Annotated in this window: 13 protein-coding genes; 4 read left to right on the top strand and 9 right to left on the bottom strand. The window is 60.5% G+C overall.

Annotated elements, in window-relative coordinates; translation table 11 throughout:
* Nucleotides 1–48: 48 nt before the first annotated feature.
* Together B5M07_RS12380 and B5M07_RS12375 are read right to left on the bottom strand one after the other, a co-directional pair.
* The gene (locus B5M07_RS12380; RefSeq protein WP_120351536.1) at nt 49–729 is read right to left on the bottom strand and encodes an HdaA/DnaA family protein; all 681 of its coding nucleotides are present in this window, start codon (nt 727–729) and stop codon (nt 49–51) included.
* Between the two features lies 1 nt (nt 730).
* Entirely contained in the window at nt 731–1,813 is a 1,083-nt protein-coding gene (locus B5M07_RS12375) for an AI-2E family transporter (RefSeq protein ID WP_120351535.1), read from the bottom strand.
* 244 nt (nt 1,814–2,057) lie between these two features.
* On the opposite strand from B5M07_RS12375, the gene proS reads away from it, so the two are divergent.
* The 4 genes from proS to B5M07_RS12355 are packed head-to-tail and all read left to right on the top strand — an operon-like array spanning nt 2,058 to nt 5,939.
* Nucleotides 2,058–3,398 carry a proline--tRNA ligase gene (gene proS, locus B5M07_RS12370; protein ID WP_120351534.1) on the top strand — a complete coding sequence of 447 codons (1,341 nt, stop codon included), beginning with the start codon at nt 2,058–2,060 and terminating at the stop codon, nt 3,396–3,398.
* A gap of 8 nt (nt 3,399–3,406) precedes the next feature.
* Nucleotides 3,407–3,913, top strand: coding sequence for a DUF2937 family protein (locus tag B5M07_RS12365; protein WP_120351533.1), 507 nt, complete (start codon nt 3,407–3,409; stop codon nt 3,911–3,913).
* Between the two features lie 54 nt (nt 3,914–3,967).
* A complete protein-coding gene (locus B5M07_RS12360; protein ID WP_205570864.1) occupies nt 3,968–5,263 on the top strand; it encodes a lipoprotein-releasing ABC transporter permease subunit in 1,296 nt (431 codons plus the stop codon).
* Nucleotides 5,256–5,939: an ABC transporter ATP-binding protein gene (locus B5M07_RS12355; RefSeq protein ID WP_120351532.1), complete on the top strand. Its 684-nt coding sequence runs from the start codon at nt 5,256–5,258 to the stop codon at nt 5,937–5,939. The genes B5M07_RS12360 and B5M07_RS12355 overlap by 8 nt, the downstream gene beginning before the upstream one ends.
* 12 nt (nt 5,940–5,951) lie before the next feature.
* Here B5M07_RS12355 and B5M07_RS12350 read toward each other — a convergent pair whose 3' ends face one another.
* The 7 genes from B5M07_RS12350 to B5M07_RS12320 form a co-directional block, all read right to left on the bottom strand.
* Entirely contained in the window at nt 5,952–6,629 is a 678-nt protein-coding gene (locus B5M07_RS12350) for a hypothetical protein (protein ID WP_120351531.1), read from the bottom strand.
* A 205-nt stretch (nt 6,630–6,834) separates the two neighbouring features.
* Nucleotides 6,835–7,272, bottom strand: a complete 438-nt coding sequence (locus B5M07_RS12345; RefSeq protein ID WP_120351530.1) for a hypothetical protein — start codon at nt 7,270–7,272, stop codon at nt 6,835–6,837.
* The gene (locus B5M07_RS12340) at nt 7,269–8,111 is read right to left on the bottom strand and encodes a hypothetical protein (protein ID WP_120351529.1); all 843 of its coding nucleotides are present in this window, start codon (nt 8,109–8,111) and stop codon (nt 7,269–7,271) included. Before B5M07_RS12340 ends, B5M07_RS12345 begins: the two co-directional genes overlap by 4 nt.
* A 17-nt stretch (nt 8,112–8,128) precedes the next feature.
* Complete coding sequence (gene parE / locus B5M07_RS12335) at nt 8,129–10,084, bottom strand: DNA topoisomerase IV subunit B (protein ID WP_120351528.1); 1,956 nt, start codon at nt 10,082–10,084, stop codon at nt 8,129–8,131.
* Between the two features lie 96 nt (nt 10,085–10,180).
* Nucleotides 10,181–10,558, bottom strand: coding sequence for a type II toxin-antitoxin system death-on-curing family toxin (locus B5M07_RS12330; RefSeq protein WP_120351527.1), 378 nt, complete (start codon nt 10,556–10,558; stop codon nt 10,181–10,183).
* A complete protein-coding gene (locus tag B5M07_RS12325; protein ID WP_093926785.1) occupies nt 10,555–10,803 on the bottom strand; it encodes a hypothetical protein in 249 nt (82 codons plus the stop codon). The genes B5M07_RS12330 and B5M07_RS12325 overlap by 4 nt, the downstream gene beginning before the upstream one ends.
* Nucleotides 10,804–10,850: 47 nt before the next feature.
* The gene (locus B5M07_RS12320; protein ID WP_120351526.1) at nt 10,851–11,738 is read right to left on the bottom strand and encodes an alpha/beta fold hydrolase; all 888 of its coding nucleotides are present in this window, start codon (nt 11,736–11,738) and stop codon (nt 10,851–10,853) included.
* Nucleotides 11,739–11,763: the final 25 nt, after the last annotated feature.

Here is an 11,763-nt window from a genome sequence, read left to right as displayed (position 1 = left end):
CATTGGAATGTAACGGGTTTGCGAAGGCTTGCGTTAATTATTCCAGTATCACGCGCGGGGCGGGGCGATGTCCAGCACCTGCGCGGCCAGTGCGCGGGTCAACGGGCGCTTCTGCGCAAGGCTGGCGGCATCCAGCCGGTCGACCAGCGCGATGGCAGCGGCAAAGGAACGATCCATCCGGGTCATCAGGTAGTTGATCAGTTCCGGTTTCGGCGTCAACTGCCGGTCGGCCAGCAGCTTGACCAGCAGGGCCGAGAGCAGCGCGTCATCGGGTGCTTCCATTTCGACCATCGTGGCGCCGCGCATCCGGCTGACCAGATCGGGCAGCGTCAGCCCCCAATGGGCCACCGGCCCCGTGCCGGTGAGCAAGAGCGCCTGACCCTCGGCCAGTACGAGGTTGTGCAGGTGAAACAGGGCCGTTTGCGCTTCTGCGTTCCCGGCGATCAGATGGACATCTTCGACGGCGAGGGGGCCGCGGGCGAGGGCGGGAATGTCGGCCTCCAGCAGGTCGGCGGCACTGATGATCCGCGCGCCCGACAGGTCCGCCCAAACATGCGTCAGATGCGTCTTGCCCGAGCCTTGTGGCCCGGTCAGCGCCAGCTTGCCGCCCGCCCAACCGCGCCAGCCGTCGATCATCGCCATCGCCATGGCGTTGGAGGGGGCGACAAAGAATGCGTCGCGGCCCAGAGCCGTCCGGCTGGGCAGGTTCAACCCGAGTTGGTGGGCCATGTCAGCGAATGCCCTCGTCGACGGTCGTTTCAGGCTCGCGGCCTTTGTAGAGCACGCTTTCACGGTAGCGCGCCGTGGCGAAACGCGCGATCACCCCGATGGCGGCGGCCACGGGCACCGCGACCAGCAGGCCGACGAAGCCGAAAAGCGTGCCGAAGACCGACAGCGCCAGCAGCAGCCAGACAGGGTGCAGCCCGACTGAGTTGCCGACGAGTTTTGGTGTCAGCAGATTGCCCTCGACGATCTGGCCCAGCACAAAGATGCCCGCCACCAGCCCGATCGACACCCAATCGCCCCAGAATTGGAACAGCGCCAGCCCGATCGCCAGCGCCCCACCGATCAATGCGCCAAGGTAAGGGATGAAAGTGACCAAACCGGCCACGAAACCGACGACGAGGCCGAACTGTAGCCCCACCAGCATCAGCGCCACGGCGTAATAGGTGCCAAGGATCAGGCAGACCGTGCCCATGCCACGCACGAAAGAGGCGAGCGTCGCGTCGATCTCCCGCGCCAATTGCCGGATCGTCGGCGCATGGTCGCGCGGCAGCAGCCGGTCAATGGCGGCAACCATGCGGTCCCAATCGAGCAGCAGGTAGACGGCGACCACGGGGACGATGACGAACAAGAGCAGGATGTTGATCAGCGAGGCAAAGGAGGCCAGTGCGGTTTGAAACAGCTCACCACCGCGTTCTTGAATCGTCGTGCCCAAGGTGGTCAGCGAGGTGCGCAGCGTCGAATCGTCGTCCAACAGCGAGGGGAAACGGTCGGTGATGAAATCGGTGAAATTGCGAGTGACCTTGGGCGCGGTCTCGATCAAGTTGACGGTTTGGTTCACTAGCGTCGGGATGACCAAAAGCGCCATCAGCACGAAGATCAAAAGAGCCGCCACGGTGATCAGCGCGGTGGCCATTACACGGCTCAGCCCCAGACGCTCCAGCCGGTCGGCCACCGGATCAAGGAAATAGGCAATCGCCCCGCCGAGCAGGAAGGGCAGCAGCACGTCGCCCATGAACCACAATGCCACCATGAACACCGCCGCAGCGATGCCCCAGTATTTCAATTGGTCTCGGATTGGCAGGGCCATGATGCTCTCCGGCAGGGAATGTTCTCACATCGCCCATGTGGCGTTTCGTTTCAAGTCTTGGCTGCTTAACTTGGGGGAGATCGGGCGACCATCGCAGCAGCACGCTGTCCGTTGTGCACAGGCCGCTTGAGAGATGGGCGCGGTGCGCCGCGGGCGGCCAAGCTCTCGCGCTGCCGTGCGATGTGATTGTCTCGCCTCCTGACATGCACTAGTCAGGGGGCAATTCGCTCAATGAGGAAACACCATGCGTCTGTCCCAATATTTTCTGCCCGTGCTGAAGGAAAACCCTGCCGAGGCGCAGATCGTCAGCCACCGGTTGATGCTGCGGGCGGGGATGATCAAGCAATCCAGCGCGGGGATCTATTCTTGGCTGCCGTTGGGCTACAAGGTGCTGCGCAAGGTCGAAGAGATCGTGCACCAAGAGCAGCAGCGCGTGGGCCATATCCCGATGCTGATGCCGACGCTGCAATCGGCGGATCTGTGGAAGGAATCGGGCCGCTATGACGCCTACGGCCCCGAGATGCTGCGCATCCGCGACCGCCAAGACCGCGACATGCTCTATGGTCCCACCAATGAGGAGATGATCACCGACATCTTCCGCAGTCATGTTGGGTCGTACAAAGACCTGCCGCTGACCCTTTACCACATCCAGTGGAAATTCCGCGACGAGATCCGTCCGCGTTTCGGCGTGATGCGGGGCCGTGAATTCCTGATGAAGGATGGCTACAACTTCGACCTCACGAAAGAGGACGCGCTGCACGCTTACAACCGCCATCTGGTCAGCTACCTGCGCACTTATGAGCGGATGGGCCTTCAGGCGATCCCGATGCGGGCGGATTCCGGCCCGATTGGCGGCGATGACACCCATGAATTCCTTGTGCTGGCCGAAACGGGTGAATCCGAGGTCTTCTATGACAGCGAAATCACCGATCTGACATTCGGCAACCGCGAGATTGATCCCAGCGATCATGACGCATGCCGCGCTGTGCTGGACGAGTTCACCTCGCGCTACGCCCGCACGGACGAAACCCACGACCCCGAACTTTTTGCCAAAGTGCCAGAAGAGCGCCAGCGCACGGCGCGCGGCATTGAAGTGGGGCAAATCTTCTACTTCGGCACCAAATATTCCGACGCGATGAACGCCAAGGTCCAAGGCCCGGACGGCAAGCAAGTGCCGGTGCATATGGGCAGCCACGGCATCGGCGTCAGCCGCCTGCTGGGCGCGATCATTGAGGCCAGCCACGACGACAAGGGCATCATCTGGCCTGAGGGCGTGACGCCCTTCCACGCCGGGATCGTGAACCTCAAGCAAGGCGATGATGAGGCCGATGCAGCCTGCGACGCGCTTTATAAGAGCCTCAAAGCGCTGGGTCTCGATCCGCTTTACGACGACCGCAAGGGCGGGGCGGGTATGAAATTTGCGACGATGGATCTGATCGGTCTGCCGTGGCGCATCACCGTTGGGCCACGCGGGCTGAAGAATGGTGTGGTTGAGTTGACCAGCCGCCGTACGGGTGAAAGCGAAGAGCTGCCGCCAGAGCAGGCGGTCGAAAAGCTGGCGAAAATCTACGCCGGTATTGCCTGAGGTCGCCGATGATCCTGCGGGCGCTGACATTGGCCGGTGGGATCATAGGGGCAGGAATTGCGGCGCAAGGCCCGGGGTTTTCCCGGGCCTATGTGTTTGAGCTAGAAGCCGCAGAACGCAGGCTTTCGCAAGTGGTGGCGGATTTCGACCGTGCGGCCGAAATTGTCGGGCTAGACAGAAAGGCCGCTCTGGCGCGGCTGCGTGGCTCGGCCCTTTTGGAGCGTCGCCGCATTGACCTGATCCGCAATATTGAGCGTCACGCGACACTGGAGGCGGAATTGCCGCCCCTTAGCGCAGCAGGCCCGTTCTTGCGCAGCTATTATCTGCTGCATGCGCCGGATGCTGACGCCCTGCGCGAAACCGTGCGTGCCTTTTCGCCCTCCGCCCCGCGCAGCCGTGCGGAATTTATCTTTGCCGTTTTGGGGTTCATCGGAGGGGCCGTTTTTAGCCGGTTCCTTTTGTGGCTGCCCACATGGCCCGCGCGCTTCCGCCGCCGCCGGGCATTGCGTTCTTGACCCTTCTGAGGCAAAGGCTCACGTTGCGCGCACCTCAGACCGGAGCCCTCCCCGATGGCCAGTAAGCCCACCCGAACCGCCCCATTCGCGGCCTTTGAATGGATGATCGCTTGGCGCTACCTCCGCGCCCGCCGCGCCGAGGGCGGGGTGAGCGTGATGACGTGGATCAGCCTGATCGGCATCACGCTCGCGGTCTTCGCGCTGATTGCCACGCTGTCGGTCCGCTCGGGTTTTCGGGCAGAATTCGTCGACACGATCCTTGGCGCCAACGCGCATGTCACGGTCTACACGATGGGCGAGGTGCAAGAGACCGGCCAGATCGACCGCACCATCGCCAACTACACCGAGATGGCTGCCGAGGTCGCAAAAGTGCCCGGCGTGACCCGCGTGGCCCCCTTGGTGCGCCAGCAGGTCATGGCGAACCGGCGGCAATCCAACGCAGGCGTTGAGGTCTTTGGCATCGCGTCTGATGATCTGATGACCATCCCCGGCATCCAGCCTTCCGAGCGCTCTTTCGGTGACATCGGCCGGTTTGAAGAGGGCATCGCCATCGGCAGCGGCGTGGCGCAGTCTTTGGGCGTGCAGGTGGGCGATACGATCAAGCTAATCTCGCCCAATGGGGTGAAAACCGCCTTTGGCACCAGCCCGCGGGTGAACGGCTATGAAGTCGTCTATATCTTCTCTGCCGGGCGCTATGATATTGATAAGACACGTGTCTATCTGCCGATCGCCGAGGCGCAGAGCTTTTTCAACCGCGAGGGCGTCGCGGATGAGTTGGAGGTTATGGTTGAAGACCCCGAGAGCGTTGACGCCATGGCGCCGGCGCTGATGCAGGCGGCGGGCGACCGGGCGCAGGTCTGGACATGGCGCGATGCGTCCGGCTCGTTCCTTTCGGCGCTGGATATCGAGGACCGGGTGATGTTCGTAATCCTCTCGGTGCTGGTGTTGATCGCCGCGATGAACATCGTCTCGGGGCTGATCATGCTGGTCAAGAATAAGGGCCGCGACATTGGCATTCTGCGCACCATGGGGCTGTCTGAGGGGTCGGTGCTGCGGGTGTTCTTTATCTGCGGCGCGTTCACGGGGATCATCGGCACCGCCGCGGGCGTGGTGCTGGGCGTGCTCTTTGCGATCTACGTCGACCAGATTTTCGCCTTCGTGAACTACCTCAGCGGCGGCAATGCTTGGGATGCGTCGATCCGCGGCATCTATTTCCTGCCCGCGAAACTGCAACTGGGCGATGTGCTCTCCGCCGTGGGGCTGTCGCTTGGCCTTAGCTTTGTCGTGACGATTTTCCCCGCCCGCCGTGCGGCGCGGATGAACCCTGTGGAGGCCCTGCGCTATGAATGATCCCGTCCTGCGCCTGAGCGGCATTTCAAAGGCCTACAACCCCGGCAAGCCCAACGAGGTGCAGGTGCTACGCGGCATAGACCTGACGGTCGCCCCCGGTGAAGTCGTGGCACTGGTCGCCCCTTCGGGTGCGGGCAAGTCGACGCTGCTGCACATCGCGGGGCTGCTGGACGCGGCTGACAGCGGCACGGTTGAGATCGCGGGCGATGACCTCACGGGGCAGAGCGACCGCAAGCGCACCGGGGTGCGCCGGGCGGATGTGGGATTTATCTATCAATTCCACCACCTACTGCCCGAATTCACCGCGCTGGAAAACATCGTGCTGCCGCAGCTTGCCAATGGCGTGGCCCGCAAGGTGGCCGAGGCGCGGGCGCGTGATCTTTTGGCGCAGGTCGGCATCGCCGAGCGGGCCGACCACCGCCCTGCTGCCATGTCGGGCGGTGAGCAGCAGCGGGTGGCCTTTTGCCGGGCGCTGGCCAATGCGCCGCGTCTGCTGCTGGCGGACGAGCCCACGGGCAACCTCGACCCGTCGACCTCGGATCAGGTGTTTGCGGCGCTGATGGCGCTGGTGCGCGGCACCGGGCTTTCGGCGGTGATTGCTACGCATAACCTCGAACTGGCCGCGCGGATGGACCGACAGATCCGCCTTGAGGCTGGGCAATTGGTGCCGGTCTGAGCCGGACCTGAACTAGCCGCAGATATTGTCCAGCTCGACCCCGTCCCACGGCAGGCGCACATCATAGGCGCGGCTTTGGGGCAGGGGGGCGACGGGCATGACCTCGGACAGCATGTCGTGCAACCGCTTGGTGCGCGGCGCCTGCGGGTCGAGCGCGCGACAGCAGACGAATTCCTCAACGATTGATCCCTGCTGCTCATAGCCGAAATCAAGGAAGCGCGGCTGCGTGTCGACCTCGAAAAGATAGGGATCGGGGCTGGTGAACTGCTCTGAGGCCGCGCGCAGTGGTGAGTAACCGGTGAGCTTACGGTTCTGCCATTGCCAGACATGGGTGATCTCATGCGCGAGCAGCATCGCGGCGATCAGCCCGATGCGGTCAGGGTGATCGGGGAGGTAGTCTTCGAGGTACCAATCCTTGTCGAAAAGCAGGTTGTTCCACAGGGCCACGGCGGCGGGTTTGGAGGTCACGGTGTCACCTTCCTGCGGCGGCAGGATGCGCTCGCGGCAGGTGGTGCGCGGGCGCGGCTTGCGGGTGAAGGTGACGGCGCGGGTCGGGGCCCCGTCGTGCAGACGCACGCGGTCGTAGTCGACGGATGTGCCGTGAATGGTGGAGAGATAGGCGCGTTCGTTCTCCGTCAGCGGACGACCGCAGGCGGTGAGGAGGAGGAGAAGGAGGAGGGCGCGGATCATGGGGGGAGTTAGGACCGGTGGGGGCGGCGGATCAAGGGGAAAGATTTGGGGTGGGCGCTGATGTTGCGGGTAACTGCTGGTGCGGTCCCGACCTGTTTTTGTGTGGAAGCCCCTCCCCCCTTTTGGGGGGAAGGGGGCTATGCGCCAAAGGCACATGAGATACGGAACGGCTGTGGCTAGACGTCGTCGCTCCCCACACCGACGGTCAAATATCAAAATCGAAGACCGATAAGATAACATCACTCAAAATACAAAGGTAGAAGACGACGAGGAAGACAACTAAGCCATTCAAAATAGCTAAATGAACATCCACCTGAGGTAGAATTGGTTTGATAAAAACAAGCGCCATAGTAATAGCGAAAATTATCAACAGTGTCCGGGCGGTGCTTCGAAGCTCTGACCTAATGGAGGAAATCGCATCCCTTCCAAGCCTATCAGTCAACTTTTCTACAGATAAGAACAATTGTGCTAGTAAGCCTATAGAAAGCGTCAAGACTACGCCAAGGAATGATAGAAGATCAGAATCCACGAATTCTCGTAAGAATTTATTGTCATCAGATAGAAAAGAGGGGCGGCCCATCACGCAAGCCAAAATCAATACACCCGTTAAACATAGAACGAATATATAGCCCTCATTCTTCATTTGAAAAATTTCTGAATCAGTTGCTGTCTTCCGCCTGAGGTTTCGAAGGTGAGGCTATCATCAGTCTCAACATCTTTCGCTTTCTCATTGTCTTGAGAGTCGAAGACAGTTTCCCGCCCAACTTTCAATTTTGCTGATCCCCCCCCTTCAGAAGTGTATTCGACAGCATCGACTACTTCTTGTGAATCCAAGTGTAGGTTTCCTTTTGGTTCGTAAAGAGTCACACCAACTTGTTGCGCATTTTCTTTCTCGCGGTACTCTTTTAGTCGCTTGTTCAGTTCAGAGCGAATGCCGAGTACATTTGGGGTGACATACGTAAACTCAGCCCGGGTTATTTGTCCCTTGTACTTCTCAGCAGCTTCCCAAAAGGATTGTTTTTCGACGATTGGATTGACTGTAACGAGCCAACCCGAATCGGGATTGGCAGTGTTAATGTGTTGTAGAAGGGAGTTAATCACTGAAAGGGGTTTGCCGACGTCACCCCTCTCCTGCATTGCGAGTTTCTGTCCGTCGGGATCAGATGACGTGTTAAGCAATAGGTTCGACGCACGCCAGCCGACATGTTCTGTTTTCTCAAACTTTTCATCAGGGCCGGAATTTTCCTGTGAGACGACCTGTTTACCGATGCGACCAAATGTGAAGACCTGATCGTCGCCTTCATCACGCCTGATCGGAACATAAATCATGTCAGTGCCACGGTGGACAAATGTCCAGCTACGATTAAAAACGTCGGTCAGGTAATCTTGTCTTTCCATTCTTAACGAAACGTCACCAGTTCGCACCAAAATTTGTGGTTGCTCAACTTTGCTTAAAAATAGTCTCAAATATACGTAGCGCATTCAATATTCCTTCTCATTCAAACATCCAACTCCTCCACAAACTGCGCATTCTGCTGAATATAAGCAAACCGCATCTCCGGCTTCTTCCCCATCAGCCGCTCCACCAGATCCCCGGTCTCACCGGGCACGTCCTCATCCACGGTCACGCGGATCAGCTTGCGGGTTGCAGGGGCCATCGTGGTCTCTTTGAGGTCTTTCGCGTCCATCTCGCCCAGACCCTTAAAGCGGCTGACGTCAATCTTGCCTTTGCCGCCCAAGCCCTTCTCCAGCCACATGTTTTTCTCGTCTTCATCCAAACAATAAACACGCTTGGCCCCTTGGGTCAGACGGAACAGGGGCGGGCAGGCCAGGTACAAATGCCCTGAATCAATCAGCGGGCGCATCTGGGTAAAGAAGAACGTCATCAGCAGCGCCGCGATATGTGCGCCATCCACGTCCGCGTCGGTCATGATGATGATCTTGTCATAGCGCAGATCGTCGAGGTTGAATTTCGTGCCCATGCCAACGCCAAGCGCCTCGCAAAGGTCGTTGATCTCGGCGTTGGTCGTGAGCTTGCTTGAGGCCGCGCCCAGCACGTTCAGGATCTTACCCTTGAGCGGCAGCAGCGCCTGCGTATTGCGGTTGCGCGCGCCCTTGCCAGAGCCACCCGCCGAGTCGCCCTCGACGATGAACAACTCGGTGCCTTCGCGGGTCTTGCTGGTGCAATCGGTGAGCTTGCCGGGCAGGCGCAACTTTTTGGTGGCGGATTTACGGGCGGTTTCCTTCTCTTGCTTGCGGCGCATCCGTTCCTCGGCGCGCAGGACGAGGAAATCGAGGATGGCACCGGCGGATTTCGTGTCCGCCGCCAGCCAGTTATCAAAGTGGTCGCGCACGGCGTTCTCAACCAGACGCGCGGCTTCGGTTGTGGCCAGACGGTCCTTGGTCTGGCCGACGAATTCTGGCTCGCGGATAAAGCAAGACACCAGCGCGCAGCCCCCGGTGATCAGGTCGTCGCGGGTGATGTCCTTGGCCTTGCGGTTGTTCGCCAATTCGCCATAAGCGCGGATGCCTTTGAGGATCGCAGCCCAGAAGCCGCCTTCGTGAGTGCCGCCCTCGGGCGTGGGCACGGTGTTACAGTAGGACTGGATGAAGCCGTCACGCGCGGGCGTCCAGTTGATCGCCCATTCGACCTTGCCCGGCACGCCAAAGCGTTCTTGGAACTCGACCGTTCCGGCAAAGGGGTTTTCGGCATAGGTGGTTGATTTGCCAAGTGTTTCGCGCAGGTAATCAGCGAGACCGCCGGGGAAGTGAAAAGTCGCCTCCATCGGCGTGTCGCCGTCTTCAATCTCAGATTTCCAGCGGATTTCGACGCCGGAGAACAGATAGGCTTTGGACCGGACCATCTTGAGCAGGCGGGCGGGTTTGAAACGGTGGGCGCCGAAAATCTGCTCATCCGCGTGGAAATTCACTGTGGTGCCGCGCCGGTTGGGCGCCGCGCCGATCTTCTCCACCGGGCCTTGCGGGATCCCGCGGGAGAAGCGTTGTTCGAACAGTTCGCGGTTCCGCGCGACCTGCACCACCATCGAATCCGACAGCGCGTTGACTACGGATGCACCAACCCCGTGCAGACCGCCCGAGGTCTGATAGGCTTTGCCCGAGAACTTGCCGCCCGCGTGCAGCGTGCAGAGGATTACTTCAAGCGCGGATTTGTCGGGAAACTTCGGGTGCGGGTCGATCGGGATGCCGCGGCCGTTGTCGCGAATGGTGACCGAATAATCGGCGTTCAGCTCCACCTCGATCCGGTTGGCATGGCCCGCCACCGCTTCGTCCATCGAGTTGTCGAGCACCTCGGCCACGAGGTGGTGCAGAGCGCGTTCATCTGTGCCGCCGATATACATGCCGGGGCGCTTGCGGACAGGCTCCAGCCCCTCCAGCACTTCGATGGAGGAGGCATCGTATTCGGTGGGTTCCTGGCCGGAAAGAAGATCGGTCATGCGGGCCTGCTCTTTGTTTGTGGGTAGGGGCCATTTTGACAGCCCCGCGCGCCGGGGGCAATCGCGGGTTTGTCTTGTCGGGCGGATTTAACCCGGTCAGCTGGCTTTGGCGCGCAGCCAATCAGCAAGGGTCTCTTCGTCGATGCGGCCTTGGGCCACTTCGCGGATCAGGTCGCCTGCCTCGATGGTGTCGTGGTCAAGTTGCACCCCATTGAGATCAAGACAGATATCGAGAACGAGATGCGCGGTTCGCTTGTTCGCGTCGTTGAAGACATGCCCCGTGGCAACCGCCACGCAATAAGCCGCAGCGAGGTCAAAGACATCTTCGAACATGCCGTAGACCAGTCGGTTGTCGACCCGTGCCAGCGCTCCTTCGAGTGATTTGTCCAAGGTCATGCCGGCTAGCTCGCCGGGGTTTAACGCAGAATCGTGGATCCTGACGACGAGGTCAGGTGAAAGCAGCACATAGGTCATTTATCTTTGAGATAGTCCAGAACCGGCTGGTTGATGTGCTTTCTGCGGGCAATGCTCTCCATCACCTCATCCAGCGTGGCCACGCGCGGCTCCTCCTGCAGGGTCGCCTCGGCCGGTACGAAATACCCCACACAGCGTGAGTTCTTCATCACCGCTACGGGTTTGCCACCGGAGCGTTCCAATACCTTATGCGGTTCGCGCATTTCGGTCATGGTGGCGATGTGGTTGGTATGGATGCGGGTCATGGCGTGGCTCCTGAATGCATATCTCAATATACATTTGGTTGCGCATTTTACAAGGGCCGCGCCCCGCACCAATCAAGGATCGCGTTTGCCACAACTGGTGGCTTTTGGTGGTGCAACCAGTGGTCCGCGCCTTCTATCTCAATACGGGTAAGGTCTGGCGCGAAGGTTTCCAGCCCCGCGGTGGCTTCGGGCAAAAGGGCGGTATCCTCGGCCCCCCAGATCAGCAGATGCGGGCAGTTCACGCGCAAACGTTCAACCGGGAATTCTGGCAGGTCGCGCAGGGGCTTGCCGGGCGCCGCAACCTGCAGGGGGGAGGCGCGATACCAGTTGATCATCGCCCTCAGCCGCCCCGGACGCCCCCATTCCGCGCGGTAATCCTCAAGCCGCTCTGCCGTCAGCCAACTCAGGTCCATATGCGCCGAAAAGAGCTTTAGCAGCCCGGCGAAGTCATCTTTGGCTAGCCTCACCGCGCTGCCTTCGGCGCGCAGCGCGTTGATATATTGCGAGGCGCTCGACTGCGCACCGCCTGCGGCCATGGCACGCTGAAAAGGCACGGGATGCACGCCGTTGAGAATGATCAGCCGGGCCACCAACTCGGGTCGAAACATCGCCAATGCGTATCCCACCGAAGCGCCCCAATCATGCGCCAAAACCGTCACCGGCCTGTCCCCGATCAACGCGGCCATATCGGCCATAAGATGCGCCATCGCGTAGGGCTCGATCCCTTCGGGCGCGCTGCTTTGGCCATAGCCGCGCTGGTCGGGGGCGATGCAATGGAAGTGCTGGCAAAGCAGCGGGGCCAGATCGCGCCATGCGCCGCCATATTCGGGAAAGCCATGGAGCATGAGAAGCGGCGGCAGGTTCTCATCGCCCCAATGGCGTATGAAAATCTCCTGACCGTTCACGCGGCGGGTTTCGGTCCGTGTTGCTTCCATCGCGAGCCCTCCTGCCATCAGCTTT

The organism is Sulfitobacter sp. D7, assembly GCF_003611275.1.
Taxonomy (GTDB): domain Bacteria; phylum Pseudomonadota; class Alphaproteobacteria; order Rhodobacterales; family Rhodobacteraceae; genus Sulfitobacter; species Sulfitobacter profundi.
The sequence above is the reverse complement of the archived record's forward strand: the minus strand, read 5'-3'. Positions and strand labels throughout refer to the sequence as shown.